The following is an 18,084-nucleotide window of genomic DNA, read 5'->3' on the forward strand; positions in this document are numbered from 1 at the left end:
CGAGCATAAATACTGGCTGTGGAGCTTTGGAGTAACCCGATATGAACCCTTTGAAAAACAATTCCAGCAATGACGGTCCATTCTCGTCAATACCTGAGCGACCTCCAATGGAAGGAACGTCGACGGCTGTCAGTGCAGGCAGGGACGTTAGTGTCTATCACCAAAATGAATCTTTATTCTTCTGTTTGCCCGACGAACAAAAATCTATGATTGTTCGCTATTTGGGTTTTCGCGAGATTACCCGTTTAGCAAAGACATGCAAATACCTTCGCGATCTTGTTAAAGATGAAAAAGCTCTGGAAAGAGCATGGTACCGCCGGTTTCCTTCAGAATACCAAAATCCACTGAAGACCCTCGTCAAAACAAAAGATGAGCAGCAAGTCCGTGATTGGTTGATGCCGTTTGCGAATAAGGACACTATCAAGTCACTTTTAACACAAAAAGAAAGTACTTTTTTTCCTGCTCAACTCTTTTTCACCAGCAGTAAACTGATGTCTGAATCTAAAACATTCAACCCGGTGAAAAAAATCGAAATCCCCCATACCGGGGCTATCCAAAAAGCCTCCTTCAGCCCTGATAGCTGCCATGTGGTGACTGCCGCCTCTTTTGATGCAGTGAAAATAACTGGCCAGAAGACCGATGGATCATGGGAAGCAAAACTTGCCATTGCTAATGAAGGTTTTGTCTTCTCAACCAGCTTCAGCGCCGATGGTCATCAAATGGTGGCAGGTACCGACGACCAAGCGAAAATCTGTGTTCTGGAAGACGATGGATCGTGGAAAGTAAAAGCCACCATTCACCATGATTTTGTGGTCAGTTCAGCCAGCTTCAGCACTGATGACCGCTACTTATTGACCGCCAGTTTGGATAGAACGTTGAAAATCTGTGGCCAGAAAACCGATGGATCATGGGAAGCAAAATACACTATCTGGCATAATTCACCGGTCAAATGGGCCAACTTCAGCCCCGATAGCAGTCATTTGTCGGCCTCAGGTGGAGACAAGACTGTGACAATCTATGGTCAGGAGGACGATGGCTCATGGAAAGTAAAAACCACCATTCCTCATAACGAATCACTTGCAGTCGTGAGGGCCACCTTCAGCCCCGATGGCAGTCTTGTGGTGACCGCTGGTGTCGATTGCGAGGCAAAAATCTATGGCCTGCAGGCCAATGGATCATGGGACAAAATGGCCATCATTCCCCATGATAATTTGGTCGAATCCACCACCTTCAGCCCCGATGGCGGCCATGTTGTGACCATCAGTGGCAAGACGGTAAAAATCCACGGCCTGCAAACCGATGGTTCATGGAAAGAAGAATACACCTTTGCCCATAAGGCCCGGATCACATCGGCCAGCTTCAGCCCTGATAGCATCCATATGGTGACCACCAGTGAGGATAACACGGCAAAAATTCATAGCCTGCAGGCTGATGGATCATGGGATGTAAAAGCCACTGTTTACCACGATAAGGAGGTCAAATTAGCCAGCTTCAGTCCCGATAGCTGCCTGGTAGTGACCGCCAGTGATGACAAAACAGCGAAAATTTATGGTCTGGAACCCACAGGATCATGGGGGGAAAAAGCCATCATTTCTCACAGGGGTGCAGTCTACTTAGTCAGCTTCAGCCCCGATGGCCGAAATGTGTTGACCATAAGTAATGATCACACGGCGACAATCACTGAACTAATGGAAGAACGATTGATGATCGAATGAGCGTATTTTTGCTGAAAACCGATTAAAAAACAGCCTTATATTGAGAGCACGATGGCAATTTTTGCACTGGGCTCTCAATGAAACGTTTCTTTCTATCCTTTTCCCGGGTCAGAGCTCTTCTTTTTCTTAACTCAATATTTTGAACTTCCATTACAAAACCGACTCTATTTAGACCGAAGCCATTTTGAATGTCCTTTTCTATGTGAGGATAAATATTGACTCTGGAGGAGCTACTCATGGTCCCTTTGAACAACAATTCCAGCAATGACGGTTCACTCTCGTCAATACCTGAGCGACCTTCACTGGAAGGAACGCCGACGGCTGTCAGTACAGGCAGGGACGTTACTGTCTACAACCAAACGCAATCTTTATTCTTCTATTTGCCCGACGAACAAAAATCTATGATTGTTCGCTATTTGGGTTTTCGCGAGATTACCCGTTTAGCAAAGACATGCAAATACCTTCGCGATCTTATTAAAGATGAAAAAGCTCTGGAAAGAGCATGGTACCGCCGGTTTCCTTCAGAATACCAAAATCCACTGAAGACCCTCGTCAAAACAAAAGATGAGCAACAACTCCGTGAGTGGTTGATGCCGTTTGCGAATAAGGACACTATCGAGTCACTTTTAACACAAAAAGAAAGTACTTTTTTTCCTGCTCAACTCTTTTTCACCAGCAGTAAACTGATGTCTCAATGTGAAAAATTCAAGTTAGTGGAAAAAATCGAAATCACCCATGGTGCAATAGTCAACACGGTCACCTTCAGCACCGATGGTCGCCATATGGTGACCGGAAGTGATGATAATACCGCGAAAGTTTATGGTCAGGAGGACGATGGAACATGGAAACCAAAAACCACCATTTTCCATAATGATGAGGTTTCTTTAGCTAATTTCAGCCCCAATGGCCGCCATCTGGTAACCGCCAGTAAAGATCAAACAGCGAAAATCTACGCCCTGAAGGATGATGGATCATGGGAAGAAAAAACCACCATTACCCATAGGGAATGGCTCATTGCAGCCGCCTTCAGCCCCGATGGCCGCCATCTGTTAACCGCCAGTCTAAAACAAACAGCGACAATCCATGGTTTGGAGGACGATGGGTCATGGGAACTGAAGGCCTCCATTTTCCATGAAAAATCAATCATTTCAGCCGACTTCAGCGCTGATGGGCGCCATGTGTTCACCTTCGGCGATGGTGTGTTGGGGATCCATAGTCAGTCGGACGATGGATCATGGGAAATAGAGGGCACTATCGATGAGAGACTTATCGTTGTGACCAAGTTCAGCTCCGATGGCCGTCATCTGGCGGTTTGTATTATAGGAGACGGTCTGAAAATCTACAGTCTGGGGGCCGCCGGATCATGGGTAAAAAATGACCCTCCTCTACACATAGGCAGGGTCGAGTCTGCCAACTTCAGCGCCGATAGCTGCCACCTGGCAACTGCCAGTAGAGATTGCACGGCGAAAATCTATGGCCTGCAGGACGATGGATCATGGAAACAAACAGCCCTGATTAAGCATGATGTTGTGGTCTTCTCAGCCAACTTCAGCGCCGATAGCCGCCATGTGGTGACCATTGATGGTGATAATACGGCAAAAATCTATACCCGGAATGCCGCTGGAAAATGGTTAGAAAAAGGCAGCTTTACCTTCACACAGCCGATCGACTCGGCTAACTTCAGCGCCGATAGCCGACATCTGGCAATCATCAATCTGGATCACACTGCAAAAATCTATGGCCTGCAGGACGATGGTTCATGGGTAATAAAAGCCACCATTGCCCACGAAGGTTATATCCTGTCAGCCAACTTTAGTGCCGATGGTTGCCTTGTGGTGACCGCCAGTCATGACAAAAAGGCAAAAATTTATGGCCTGAAAAGGGATGGAACATGGGTAGAAAAAGCCACCATTCAACACAATGGAAGCCTCTTCTCAGCCACCTTCAGCGCCGATAGCCGACATCTATTGACCGCCAGTGAAGAAGATTACAAGGTGAAAATCACTGAACTACAGGGGAACAATTGAGGATTGTATGAGTACAAAGCCTGATAACGGCAGGCAACATTAGACGTGTTTTTGCAGAAATGACCGAGCAAAGCGAGTGGTGGTTTTTTGTGCGAACGGTTTCTCTTAATTCCACTGGTCTGAATATTTTGAACTTCCGTTATAAAACCGACTCTAAAAGGTTTAATCAATTTTGAATGCTTTTTCCAAGCAAGGATAAATACTGACTTTGGAGCTTTGGAGGAACCCGATATGACCCCTTTGAACAACCATTCCAGCGATGACGGTTCACTCTCGTTAATACCTGAGCAACCTCCACTGGAAGGAACGTCCATGGCTGTCAGTGCAGGCAGGGACGTTAGTGTCTACAACCAAAATCAATCTTTATTTTTCTGTTTGCCCGACGAACAAAAATCTATGATTGTTCGCTATTTGGCTTTTCGCGAGGTTACCCGTTTAGCAAAGACATGCAAATATCTTTACGATCTTGTTAACGAAGAAAAAGCTCTGGAAAAAGCATGGTACCGCCGGTTTCCTTCAGCATACCAAAATCCACTGGATACTCTCGTCAGAACAAAAGATGAACAACAACTCCGTGATTGGTTGAAGGCATTTGCGGATAAGGACACTATCGGGTCACTTCTAACACAAAAAGAAAGTACTTTTTTTCCTGCTCAGCTCTTTTTCACCAACAGTAAACTGATGTCTCAATGTGAAACATTCAGCCCGGTGGTAAAAATCGAAATTCCCAATGTCGAGACTAAAAATAAAGCTTCCTTCAGCCCCGATAGCAGCCATTTGGTGACTGTCGACCTTGATCAAACAGCGAAAATCACAGGCCAGAAGACCGATGGATCATGGGTAGTAAAAACCACCACCATTCCCCATGAGAGTCTTATCTTGTCACCCACTTTCAGTCCCGATGGTCATCTGATGGTGACCGACAGTCACGACTGCCATGCAAAAATCTGTGCTCAGGAGGACGATGGCTCGTGGAAAGTAAAAGACACCATTGCCCGTGAATTTGAGCTCACCATGTCCACCCCTCTCAGTTTTTCGGTCACATCAGCCACCTTCAGCACCGATGGTCGCTGCTTATTGACCAGCTGTATGGATGGGACGGTGAAAATCTACGACCAGGAGACCGATGGATCATGGAAAACAAAATACACTATCATGCAAAATCCTACGGTCCTAGGGGCCAGCTTCAGCGCCGATAGCAGTCATTTGTTGGTCTGTGGAGAAAACAATGTAACTATCTACGGCCAGAAGGACGATAGCTCATGGGAAGTAAAAGTCACTATTAACCATGATAATTCAGTCAGGTCCGCCAGCTTTAGCGCCGATGGCAGCTATGTGGCAACCGCCAGCGAAGATGGTACGGCAAAAATCTATGGCCTGCAGTCCGATGGATCATGGGAAAAAATCACCATCACTACCTATAATGCTCGGCTCTATTCAGCCACCTTCAGTCCCGATAGCCGCCATCTGTTGACCGTATATGAGGATAACACGGTAGAAATCCATGGCCCGCAAACCGATGGGCCATGGCAAGTAAAATACACCTTTAAGCATAACGACCGGATCAGGTCGGCCAGCTTCAGCCCTGATAGCAATCATATGGTGACCACCAGTATGGATAACACGGCAAAAATCCACTGCCTGCAGGCTGATGGATCATGGAAAGTAAAAGCCACTATTTGCCATAAAGATTATGTCCTGTCAGCCGCCTTCAGTCCCGATAGTTGTCATTTAGTAACCGCCAGTCTGGATTGTACAGCGAAAATTTATGGCCCGGGACCCAAAGGATCATGGGAGAAAAAAGCCATCATTTCTGACAGTTTTGGGATCCAATGGGCCATCTTCAGCCCCGATGGCCGAAATGTGTTGACCATAAGTAAAGATTGCACGGCGAAAATCATTGAACTTCAGAAGAACGACTGATGATCGAATGTTCCACTTGTGAACTTTCATCATAGAACCGAGTTAAAACGGTCTAATCAATTTTGAATGTCCTTTCCAGGCATCCTTTCCAGGCAAGGATAAATACTGAATCTGAATTTTTGAAGGATCCGAGATTGAACCCTCTTAACAACAATTCCGGCATTGACGGTGCACCCTCGACAACACCGAAGCAACCTCGGCTGGAAGCCGCGCCAACGGGTATCAGTGCGGGCAGGGACGTTACTGTCTATAACCAACATCAATCTTTCTTCTTCCGTTTGCCCGACGAAACAAAAACGATGATTATTCGTTATCTGGGCTTTCGAGAGATTACTCATTTAGTAAAGGTATGCAGATATCTTCGCGATCTTGTTAAAAATCATAAAGCTATGGAAAGTGCATGGTATCGCCGGTTTCCTTCATCACACCAATATCAATTAAAAGCTATGATTGCGACAAAAGATGAGCAACAACTCCGTGATTGGTTGCAACCGTTTGCGAATAAAGACACTGTCGAGTCACTTTTAAAACAGCAGGAAAGTCCTTATTTTCCTCTTCAGCTCCTTTTCATCAACAGTAAACTGATGTCTGAATGTAGAAAATTCAAGTTAGCGGAAAAAGCCAGAATTACTCATTCCTACAAAATCGAAACAGCCACCTTCAGTGCCGATAGCCGCCATCTGTTAACCGCCAGTTTGGACAGGACGCTGAAAATCTATAGCCAGCAGTCTGGTGGGACATGGCAAGAAACCGCCAACATTACCCATAACGGTTCAGTCAGGTCGGCCAGCTTCAGCTCCGATAGCCATCATGTGTTGGCCACCATTTATGATAAGACAGTGAATATCTATGGTCGGGAGGACGATGGATCATGGAAAGCAAATGCCATCATTCCCCATGTTGTCGGTGCCAAGTCAGCCAACTTCAGTGCAGATGGGCGCCGTGTGGTGATTGTCGTTGAAGATCATACGGCGAAAATCTTTGCTCAGGTGGACAATGCATCATGGGAATTGGAGGACACTATTCACCTCATTAGTCAGAACGTTTCGGCCAGTTTCAGCCCCGATGGCCGTCATCTGGCGATCTACGGTTTAAATTTCGCTCTGGAAATCTATTGTCAGTCAGACGCTGGATCATGGGTAGGAAAAGCCGTCATTCCACACGATAGCCCAATCCACTCAGCCAAATTCAGCACCGATAGCTGCCATCTGGTAACCACCAGTTTCGATTACACGGCGAATATCTTTAACCTGCAGGTCGATGGATCATGGAAAAAAACAGCCACGATTCAACATGGTAATTTTATCACCTCAGCCAACTTCAGCGCCGATTGCCTCCATCTGGTAACCACAAGCCGGGATTTCACGGCAAAAATCTATGGCCTGAAGTCCGATGGGTCATGGGAAAGAATAACCACCATTACCCATAATGATTGGGTCTGCTCTGCCATCTTCAGTGCCGATGGTTGCCATCTGGTAACCGCCAGTGACGATCGTACGGCGAAAATTTATGGTCTGCAGACCGATGGAACCTGGGCAAAAAAAACCAACATTACCCATGAGGGCCCTGTCCTTTCAGCCACCTTCAGTGCTGATGGCCATCATCTGGTAACCACCAGTCGGGACTGTAAAGCAAAAATTTGTGGTCTGGAGGCCGATGGGTCATGGCGGGTAAAAGCCATCATTGAACACAGACGAACAGTCAGCTCAGCTAACTTCAGCCCCGATATCCGAAATGTGGTCACCACCTGCTATGATGACACAGCGAGAATTACTGAACTTCAGAAGAACGAATAACAGCGTAGTACAGAGGGCACGATTGCAATTTTTATACTGGATTCTCAATAGAAAAATGTCTTCCTGTCATTTTCCCGAATCAGGGCTCTGTTTTTCCTGGTTTCACTGACCTCAATATTATGAACTTTCATCATAAAACCGAGTCTAATCGGTCTAATCAATTTTGAATGTCCTTTCCAGGCAAGGATAAATACTGAATCTGAATTTTTGAAGGATCCGAGAATGAATCCTCTTAACAACAATTCCGGCATTGACGGTCGACTCGCGCCAACGCCCAAGCGACCTCGACTGGAGGGAATCCCAACGGGTGTCAGCGCCGGCAGACAGGTTACCGTAAATGACCAAAAAACACCTTCATTCCTCGATTTGTCCGACCTGACACATTCCATGATTATACGCTGTTTAGGTTTTCGGGAGATTACCCGTTTAGCAAAGGTATGCAGATATTTTCACCATCTCATAAAAAAAGATAAGGCTCTGGAAAGAGCATGGTATCGCCGATTTTCTTCACCACACCAATATCAACTGAAAACAATCTTTGCAGCAAAAAATGATCAACAACTCAGCGATTGGTTGAAGCCGTTTGCGAATAAGGGCACTGTAAAGTCACTCGTAAAAAAACGGAATAATGCTTATTTTCCGGCGCTGTTCCTTTTCACCAACAGTAAACAAATGGCTCGATGTGAAACATTCAAGCCCGTGACAAAAACCAAAATTAAACACTTTGACGATGTCAACACGGCCAACTTTAGTGCTGATAGCCGACATTTCGCGACCGCAAGTCTCGATAATACGGTGCGAATCTGTGACCAGAAGACCAATGGATCATGGAAAAAAAAAGCCATCATTAACCATTATAATTGGGTCATATCAGCTACCTTCAGTGTCGATGGCCGTCACTTGGTGACCGCCAGTCGTGATCACACAGCGAAAATCTGTGGTCGGGCGGACGATGGGTCATGGGAAGTAAAAAAAACCATTTTCCATAATAGAAGGGTCAACTCAGCCACCTTCAGTGCTGATGGCCAACGCCTGGTAACCACCAGTGACGATTGCACGGCAAAAATCTGTGCTCAGGCAGACGATGGTTCATGGGAAGAAGAGGCCATTATTCACCATCATGCTGTGGCCGATTGGGCCAGCTTCAGCTCCGATGGCAGTCATTTGTTGGTCTGTGGAGATAACAATGTAGCAATCTACGGTCAGCAGGCCAATGGATTATGGGGAGTAAAAGCCACTATTACCCATAATCTCACGGTCTTCTCAGCTGCCTTTAGTGCAGATGGCCGCCATATGGTAACCGCCAGTGGAGATAAGACGGCAAAAATCCAGAGCCTGCGGACCAGTGGGTCATGGGAAGAAGTCGCCACCATTTCCCACGATGATGCGGTTTACTTAGCCAAATTCAGTGCCGATGGCCTTTATCTGGTAACCACCAGCCAGGATGAAACGGCAAAAATCCATGGCCTGCAGAGCGATGGATCATGGAAAGAAGAAATCACCATTCAACATGATAAGGCAGTCATCTCAGCCAATTTCAGCGCCGATTGCTGCCATGTGGTGACCGCCAGTGCTGACAATACGTCGAAAATTTATGGCCTCCGGGCCGATGGGTCATGGGTAGAAAAAGTGACCATCACCCACGACGATTGGGTCCTGTCAGCCACTTTCAGCGCCGATGCATGCCTCGTGGTGACCGCGAGTTGCGACAAAACGGCGAAAATTTATGGTCTGGGGAGCAGTGGGTCATGGGTAGAAAAAGCCACCATTAACCACAAGAGTGCAGTCACCTCAGCCAAATTCAGCATGGATAGCCGACATGTGGTGACCGCCAGTAAAGATAAAACGGCGAGAATCACTGAACTGGTGAAGAGGGATTGATGACCGAATGAACGTATTATTGCTCAGAAGCGATTAGCAGACAGCGTTATGTCAAAAGCCCGATGGCAATTTTTTGCACCAGGCTCTCAATAAAAAAATGTCTTTCTATCCTTTTCCCGGATCAGGGCTCTTCTTTTTCTTAATGCCAATGACCTCAATAGTTTGAACTTCCATGACAAAACCGGGTCAAACAGATCGAATCAGTTTTGGATGCCCTCTCTAACTCGTTGGATGTCCTCTCTAACTAGACAGGTATGGTTTCCCACGCTGGTGCATGGGAACCAGAGTTATCCATTTTGAATGTCCTTTTTTATGTGTTTTTTATGTGAGGATAAATATTGACTCTTTAGCTCTGGAGGAGCTGCTCATGACCCCGTTGAACAACAATTCCAGTAATGACGGTTCACTCTCGCCAACACCTGAGCAGCCTCGACTCGAGCAAGCGCCAACGGGCATGGTTGCAGGCAGGGATGTTACTGCATATAACCAAAATCAATCTTCATTCTTTTGTTTGCCCGACGAAACGAAAACCATGATTATTCGCTATCTGGGTTTTCGGGAGATTACCTGTTTAGCCAAGGTATGCAAATACCTTCGCGATCTTGTTGAAAACCATAAGTCTCTGGAAAGAGCCTGGTATCAACGGTTTACTTCACCACACCAGTATCAACTAAAGACCATCGTTACCACAAAAGATGAGCAACAACTCCGTGACTGGTTGAAACCGTTTACGAATATGGACGCTGTCGAGTCACTCGTAAAACAACAAAAGAGTATTTATTTTCCTGCTCTGCTCTTTTTCAACAACAGTAAACTGATGTCTCAATGTGAAGCATTTAAATTAGAGACAAAGACCGAAATTACCCATCCTGAAAAAATCTTAACAGCCACCTTAAGCGCCGATAGCCGCCACTTAGTGACTGCCAGTTTGGACGGTACAGTGAAGATCTGTAGCCAGGAGACCGATGGATCATGGAAAGTACAAGTCTCCACTCCCAATAATGGTTCGTTCAAAAAGGTCATTTTCAGCACCGATAACCGCCATGTGTTGGTCGACTTTCGTCTCTGGGCGGAAATCTATGGTATGAAGGAGGATGGATCATGGGAAGCAAAAGCCACCATTGCCCATAATCATTGGATCTGCTCAGCCACATTCAGTGCTGATGGTCGTCATGTATTCACCGTCAGCCTCGATAATACGCTGAAAATCTTCGGCCAGAATACCGATGGATCATGGGAAGCAAAATACACCATTAACTGTGATACTCCGGTCATTTTTGCCAGCTTCAGCGCCGATGGCCGTCATCTGCTGGTTGTCAATACATCTGACGTTGCGACAATCTATGATCTGAAAGACGATGGGTCATTAGAAGCAAAAGCCACCATTACAGATACGAGTGGTGCCAGTCAGGCCCGTCTCAGCTCCGATGGCCGTCATGCGCTGATCCGTATTGGTTATAACACTTTGAAAATCTGCGGTGAGCAGGCCATTGGGTCATGGGATGTAAAAGCGACCATTACCCATAATCATAATATCGGCTCAACCACTTTCAGCGAAGATTGCCGCCATCTTGCAACCGCCAGTTTCGATCATACAGCGAAAATATGTGACCTGCAGGACGATGGATCATGGAAAGAAATAACCACGATTTCTCATGATAGTTTTGTCTACTCAGTCGAGTTCAGCGCCGATGGCCGCCATTTAGTGACCGCCAGTGGTGATAATACGGCGAAAGTCTATGGTCAGGAGACCCCTGGAACATGGGTAATAGAAGCCATCATTGAACACAATGGGAGTATCACCGCAACCAGGTTCAGCGCCGATGGCTGTCATTTAGTGACCGCCAGTGGTGATAAAACGGCTCAAATCTATGGCCTTGAGGCCGGTGGATCGTGGGTAAAAAAAACCACCATTGTCCACGAAGGTTGGATCCGATCAGCCACTTTCAGTGCCGATGGATGCCTTGTGGCGACCGCCAGTGAGGATAACACGGCGCAAATTTATGGTCTGGGGAAGGACGGAACATGGGTAAAAAAAGCCACCGTTCTGCACAATAAAACCGTTATCACAGCCAGTTTCTGCACCGATAGCCGACATGTGGTGACCACCAGTGAAGATTACAAAGTGAGAATCACTGAACTATTGAAGAGCGATTTTTCTTGATGCCAATGGCCCCAATATTTTGAACTTCCATTACAAAATCGACTCTATGTAGATCGAATCCATTTTGAATGTCCTTTTCTATGCGGGGATAAATATTGACTCTGAAGCTCTGGAGGAGCTGCTCATGACCCCTTTGAACAATAATTCCAGTAATGACGGTTCAACACCTAAGCAGCCCCGACTCGAGCAAGTGCCAACAGGCATGGTTGCAGGCAGAGATGTTACTGCATATAACCAAAATCAATCTTCATTCTTCTGTTTGCCCGATGAAATAAAAACCAAGATTATTCGCTATCTGGGTTTTCGGGAGATTACCCGTTTAGCAAAGGTATGCAAACATCTTCGCGATCTTGTTGAAAACCATAAAGCTCTGGAAAGAGCTTGGTATCGCCAGTTGCCTTCACCACTCCAATATCAACTGAAGACCATCGCTACGACAAAAGATGAACAACAACTCCGTGACTGGTTGAAACCCTTTGCGAATAAGGACGCTGTTGAGTCACTCGTAAAACAACAAAAGAGTACTTATTTTCCTGCTCTGCTCTTTTTCAACAACAGTAAACTGATGTCTCAAAGTGAAACATTTAACTTAAAGACAAAAACCGAAATGACCCATCTTGACGAAATCTTGGTAGCCACCTTAAGCGCCGATAGCCGCCACTTAGTGACCGCCAGTTTGGATGATACAGTGAAGATCTGCAGCCAGGAGACCGATGGATCATGGAAAGTAAAAGCCTCCACTCCCGATAGTGTTTGGGTCAAAAAAGCCATTTTCAGTAGCGATAAACGCCATCTGTTGGTCATCAGTACTCTCTGGGCGGGAATTTATAGTATGAACGAGGATGGATCATGGGAAGCAAAAGCCACCATTTCCCATAATCGTTGGATCGTCTCAGCCACCTTCAGTGCTGATGGTCGCCATGTGTTGACCGCCAGTTTCGACAAGACTCTGAAAATCTTCGGCCAGAAGACCGATGGATCATGGACAGCAAAATACATTATTAACTGTGATGCTCCGATCAAGTCGGCCAGTTTCAGCGCCGATGCCCGTCATTTGTTGGTTGTCGATACATCTGACGTTGCGACAATCTATGGCCAGAAGGACGATGGACCATTGGAAGCAAAAGCCACCATTACTGATCCGAGTCGTGTCAACTGGGCCTGCCTCAGCTCCGATGGCCGTCATGCGTTGTTCTGCATTGGACGTAACACTTTGAAAATCTGCGCTCAAGAGGCTACTGGATCATGGGAAATCAAAGCCATCATTATCCATAATCGTGTTATCAACTCAGCCACTTTCAGCGAAGATTGCCAACATCTTGCAACCGCCAGTTACGATAATACAGCGAAAATATGTGACCTGCAGGACGATGGATCATGGAAAGAAATAGCCACGATTTATCACGATCGTTTTGTCTGCTCTGTCGATTTCAGTGCCGATGGTCGCCATCTGGTGAGTATAAGTGATGATAAAACGGCGAAAATCTTCAGTCAGGAAAGCCCTGGATCATGGGTAAAAAAAGCCACCATTGAACACAATGAGATTATCGCCACAGCCAGCTTCAGTGCTGATGGCCGCCATTTGGTGACCGCCAGTCATGATAAAACGGCACAAATCTATGGCCGTGAGGCCGCTGGATCATGGGTAAAAAAAGTCACCATAGCCCACACAGATAAGGTCCGATCCGCTACCTTCAGTGCCGATGGTTGCCTTGTGGTGACCGCCAGTATGGATAAAACGGCGCAAATTTACGGTCTGAAGAAGGATGGATCATGGGTAAAAAAAGCCACCGTTGTACACAACAGAGCAGTCATCTCAGCCACCTTCTGCGCCGATGGCCGACATGTGGTGACCGCCAGTGAAGATCACAAGGTGAGAATCACTGAGCTATGGAAGAACAGTAGTTTGAACTTCCATGACAAAATCGAGTCTATATAGATCGAATCAGTTTTGGATGTCCTCTCTAAGTCCTTTGGATGTCCTCTCTAAGTCCTAACAACTCGTTCCCACGCCGGAGAGAGTTTTGCGACACCCTCGCTCTGCGTGGGAATGCATACAACAACTGAAAAGCGAACTCTGAAGCTCTGGAGGAGCTGCTCATGACCCCTTTGAACAATAATACCAGCAATGACGGTTCACTCTCACCAACACCTGAGCAGCCCCGACTCGAGCAAGTGCCAACAGGCATGGTTGCAGGCAGGGATGTTACTGCATATAACCAAAATCAATCTTCATTCTTTTGTTTGCCCGACGAATCAAAAACCACGATTATCCGCTATCTGGGTTTTCGGGAGATTACCCGTTTAGTAAGGGTATGCAAATATTTTCGCGATCTTGTTGAAAACCATAACGCTCTGGAAAGAGCCTGGTGTCGCCGGTTTCCTTCACCACTCCAATATCAACTCAAGACCATCGCTACGACAAAAGATGAACAACAACTCCGTGACTGGTTGAAACCGTTTACGATTATGGATGCTGTCGAGTCACTCGTAAAACAACAAAAAAGTACTTATTTTCCTGCTCTGCTCTTTTTCAACAACAGCAAACTGATGTCTCAATGTGAAACATTTGACTTAGAGACAAAGACCGAAATTACCCGTTCTAATAATATCTTTGCAGTCACCTTAAGCGGCGATGGCCGCCACTTAGTGACCGTCAGTTTGAACAATACAGTGAAGATCTTTAGCCAGGAGACCGATGGATCATGGGAAGTAAAAGCCTCCACTTCCGTCAATGGTTGGGCCAAAGAAGCCATTTTCAGCGCCGATAATCGGCATGTGTTGGTCGTCAGTAGTTTCAGGGCGGGAATCTATAGTGTGAATGAGGATGGATCCTGGGAAGCAAAAGCCACCCTTTCCCATAATGGTTCGGTCATTTCACCCACATTCAGTGCTGATGGTCGCCATGTGTTGGCCGCCAGTTTCAATAATACGCTGAAAATCTACGGCCAGAAGACCGATGGATCATGGGAAGTAAAATACAATATCAACTGTGATCTTTCGATCTTGTCGGCCAGCTTCAGCGCCGATGGCCGTCGTCTGTTGGTCCTTACTTCATCTTACGCTCCTATAATCTATGGTCAGAAAGACGATGGGTCATGGGAAGTAAAAGCCAACCTTAATGGTGAGAGTGGTGTCAATTGGGCCTGCCTCAGCTCCGATGGCCGTCATGCGTTGATCCAGGTTGGACATTACACTTTGAAAATCTACGGTCAGGAAGCCATTGGATCATGGGAAGTCAAGGCCACCATTACCCATAATGATATTGTCAACTCAACCACCATTAGTGACGATTGCCGCCATCTTGCAACCGGCTGTTTCGATAATACAGCCAAAATATGTGACCTGCAGGACGATGGATCATGGAAAGAAATAGCCACAGTTTCTCATGACAGTTCTATCTACTCTGTCAGGTTCAGCGCCAATGGTCGCCATCTGATGGCCCGAAGTGATCGTATAACGGTGCAAGTCTATGGTCAGGAGACCCCTGGATCATGGGTAAAAAAAACCATCATTAAACACAATGGGTGGATCACCACAACCAGGTTCAGCGACGATGGCCGCCATTTAGTGACTGCCAGTTTTGATAAAACAGCGAAAATCTATGGCCGTGAGGCCGGTGGATTCTGGGTAAAAAAAGCCACCATAGTCCACACAGATAAGGTCCGATCCGCTACCTTCAGTGCCGATGGTTGCCTTGTGGTGACTGCCAGTAAGGATAAAACGGCGCAAATTTATGGTCTGGGGAAGGATGGATCATGGGTAAAAAAAGCCACCGTTGTACACAATGAAGCAGTTATCTCAGCCACCTTCTGCGCCGATGGCCGACATGTAGTTACTACCAGTGAAGATCACAGGGTAAGAATCACTGAACTATGGAAGAAGATTTTGATGATCGAATGAACGTATTTTCAATCTGAACCGATCAGCAAACAGCTTTTTATCAAAAGCCCGATGGCAATTTTTGCACTGGGCTCTCGGTTGATCCTCGGCACTGGCCAGAGGATCAATCAGCCCAGGTAGTTTGTTCATCCATGGTCTATGCTTCAGCCTCTTCCATCGGTTAACAGGAGCTGAATGTGACGGACACGCTGTTCAACGAACTGAAAAACATCGGCATCAGTGAGGAGCTGGCGGCAAAAGTCAGTGCCTCCCTCGACCCGGACCACAACGCCAGCAAGAAAGACGTGCTGATCATGCAAGAGGCCATCTTGCAGCATCAGGCACACTTCAGCCAAAAAATGGCCGACATGAATGACAAGTTTGATACCGAATTCAAACAACAGAAAGCTGAGTCAGACGCCCACTACGAAAAACAAAATGCCAAGTTTGATGCCCGCTACGAAAAACTTAAAGCCGAATCAGACGCCCACTTCAAAGAACTTAAAGCCGAGTCTGACGCCCACTTCAAAGAACTTAAAGCCCAGTCTGACGCCCGCTACTACGAAGTGAAAGCCGACTCTGACGCCCGCTACCACGAACTGAAAGTGGACAGCACCAAGGCATACGCCGAACTAAAAACCGAAATCCACACCACCATCAACCGACAATACCTTGTCACCTTTGGCAGCGCCCTGCTAACCATCGCTTCCGTACTGGCCGTAAACTGGTACTTTCATGTTTAACAGTGCCTGACTTTCGTTTTCTTAATGGCACTGACCTCAATAGTTTGAACTTCCATGAAAAAATCGACTCTATGTAGATCGAATCCATTTTGAATGTCCTTTTCTATGTGAGGATAAATATTGACTCTGAAGCTCTGGAGGAGCTGCTCATGAACCCTTTGAACAATAATTCCAGTAATGACGGTTCACTCTCACCAACGCCTAAGCAGCCTCGACTCGAGCCAACGCCAACGGGGATCGTTGCAGGCAGGGATGTTACTGCATATGACCAAAATCAATCTTTATTCTTCTGTTTGCCCGACGAATCAAAAACCATGATTATTCGCTATCTGGGTTTTCGGGAGATTACCCGTTTAACAAAGGTATGCAGATATCTTCGCGATCTTGTTGTAAACCATAAAGTTCTGGAAAGAGCCTGGTATCGCCGGTTTCCTTCACCACACCAATATCAACTCAAGACCATCGCTACGACAAAAGCTGAGCAACAACTCTGTGATTGGTTGAAACCGTTTGCGAATAAGGACGCTGTCGAGTCACTCGTAAAACAACAAAAGAGTATTTATTTTCCTGCTCTGCTCCTTTTCAACAACAGTAAACTGATGTCTCAATGTGAAACATTTAACTTAGAGACAAAGACCGAAATTACCCATCCTGATGATATCTTTGCAGTCACCTTAAGCGCCGATGGCCGCCACATAGTGACCGCCAGTTTGGATAATACAGTGAAGATCTGTAGCCAGAGGACCGATGGATCATGGAAAGTAAAAGCCTCCACTTCCAATAATGGTTGGTTCAAAGAAGCCATTTTCAGCGCCGATAGCCGCCATCTGTTGGTCGTCAGTCGTTTCGGGGTGGGAATCTATGGTATGAACGAGGACGGATCATGTGAAGTCAAAGCCACCATTACCGATAATAGTTCGGTCATTTCAGCCACCTGCAGTGCTGATGGTCGCCATGTGTTGATCGCCAGTTGCGATAATACGCTGAAAACCTATGGCCAGAAGACTGATAGATCATGGGAAGCAAAATATATTATTAACTGTGATGCTTCGATCAGGTCGGCCAGTTTCAGCGCCGATGGCCGTCATCTGTTGGTTGTCAATACATATGACGTTGCGACAATCTTCGGCCTGGAGGACGATGGATCATGGCAAGTAACAGCCACCATTACTGATCCGGGTGGTGTCAATTGGGCCTGCCTCAGCTCCGATGGCCGTCATGCGCTGATCCGCGTTATACCAAACACTTTGAAAATCTACGGTCAGGAGGCCATTGGTTCATGGGAAGTAAAAGCCACCACTAACCATAATAATTTTGCCAACTCATACTCCTTCAGCGACGATTGCCGCCATCTTGCAACCACCAGTTCAGATAATACAGTGAAAATACTTGACCTGCAGGATGATGGATCATGGAAAGAAATGACCAGGTTTTCTCATGATCGTTTTGTCTTCTCAGTCAAATTCAGCGCCGATGGTCGCCATCTGGTGACCAGAAGTGATGATAATACGGCGAAAGTCTGTGGTCAGGAGACCCCCGGATCATGGGTAGAAGAAACCACCATTAAACACAATGGGAGGATCATCTCAACTGAGTTCAGTGCCGATGGCCGCTATTTGGTGACCGCCAGTCATGATAAAACGGCGAAAATCTATGGCCGAGAGGCCGGTGGAGCCTGGGTAAAAAAAACTACCATTGTCCACAAAGGCTGGGTCCTATCGGCCACCTTCAGTGCCGATGGTTGCCTTGTGGTGACCGCCAGTAAGGATCACACGGCGCAAATTTATGGTCTGAGTGAGGATGGATCCTGGGTAAAAAAAACCACCATTCAACACAATGACAGAGTCATTTCAGCCGACCTCTGCGCCGATGGCCGACATGTGGTGACCATCAGTGAAGATCACAAGATGAGAATCACAGAACTATTGAAGAACGATTGATGATCGAATGAAG

The 18,084-nt window shown here is 46.5% G+C and carries 10 protein-coding genes; all 10 read left to right on the forward strand.

Annotation, left to right across the window (positions count from 1 at the left end):
• The first annotated feature begins 41 nt into the window (after positions 1-41).
• The 10 genes from ACOMHB_RS00205 to ACOMHB_RS00250 all read left to right on the forward strand — a co-directional run bounded on the left by ACOMHB_RS00205 (position 42) and on the right by ACOMHB_RS00250 (position 18,071).
• Positions 42-1,715, forward strand: a complete 1,674-nt coding sequence (locus tag ACOMHB_RS00205; protein WP_448215025.1) for an F-box/WD repeat-containing protein — start codon at positions 42-44, stop codon at positions 1,713-1,715.
• Positions 1,716-1,951: 236 nt separating this feature from the next.
• The gene (locus ACOMHB_RS00210; protein ID WP_448215026.1) at positions 1,952-3,742 is read left to right on the forward strand and encodes an F-box/WD repeat-containing protein; all 1,791 of its coding nucleotides are present in this window, start codon (positions 1,952-1,954) and stop codon (positions 3,740-3,742) included.
• A gap of 231 nt (positions 3,743-3,973) precedes the next feature.
• Positions 3,974-5,665 carry an F-box/WD repeat-containing protein gene (locus tag ACOMHB_RS00215; RefSeq protein WP_448215027.1) on the forward strand — a complete coding sequence of 564 codons (1,692 nt, stop codon included), beginning with the start codon at positions 3,974-3,976 and terminating at the stop codon, positions 5,663-5,665.
• Between the two features lie 134 nt (positions 5,666-5,799).
• On the forward strand, positions 5,800-7,461 hold the full coding sequence (locus tag ACOMHB_RS00220) for an F-box/WD repeat-containing protein (protein ID WP_448215028.1): 1,662 nt from the start codon (positions 5,800-5,802) through the stop codon (positions 7,459-7,461).
• Between the two features lie 222 nt (positions 7,462-7,683).
• Positions 7,684-9,342 (forward strand): F-box/WD repeat-containing protein, encoded by a 1,659-nt coding sequence (locus ACOMHB_RS00225; RefSeq protein WP_448215029.1) that lies wholly within the window; start codon positions 7,684-7,686, stop codon positions 9,340-9,342.
• Positions 9,343-9,709: 367 nt separating this feature from the next.
• The gene (locus ACOMHB_RS00230) at positions 9,710-11,506 is read left to right on the forward strand and encodes an F-box/WD repeat-containing protein (protein WP_448215030.1); all 1,797 of its coding nucleotides are present in this window, start codon (positions 9,710-9,712) and stop codon (positions 11,504-11,506) included.
• A 124-nt stretch (positions 11,507-11,630) separates the two neighbouring features.
• Positions 11,631-13,445 carry an F-box/WD repeat-containing protein gene (locus tag ACOMHB_RS00235; RefSeq protein WP_448215031.1) on the forward strand — a complete coding sequence of 605 codons (1,815 nt, stop codon included), beginning with the start codon at positions 11,631-11,633 and terminating at the stop codon, positions 13,443-13,445.
• A 161-nt stretch (positions 13,446-13,606) separates the two neighbouring features.
• On the forward strand, positions 13,607-15,409 hold the full coding sequence (locus tag ACOMHB_RS00240; RefSeq protein ID WP_448215032.1) for a DPP IV N-terminal domain-containing protein: 1,803 nt from the start codon (positions 13,607-13,609) through the stop codon (positions 15,407-15,409).
• A 176-nt stretch (positions 15,410-15,585) separates the two neighbouring features.
• Positions 15,586-16,131 carry a hypothetical protein gene (locus tag ACOMHB_RS00245; protein ID WP_448215033.1) on the forward strand — a complete coding sequence of 182 codons (546 nt, stop codon included), beginning with the start codon at positions 15,586-15,588 and terminating at the stop codon, positions 16,129-16,131.
• A gap of 149 nt (positions 16,132-16,280) precedes the next feature.
• Entirely contained in the window at positions 16,281-18,071 is a 1,791-nt protein-coding gene (locus ACOMHB_RS00250) for an F-box/WD repeat-containing protein (RefSeq protein ID WP_448215034.1), read from the forward strand.
• The last annotated feature ends 13 nt before the right edge of the window (positions 18,072-18,084 follow it).

This window comes from Endozoicomonas sp. 2B-B (genome assembly GCF_053470045.1).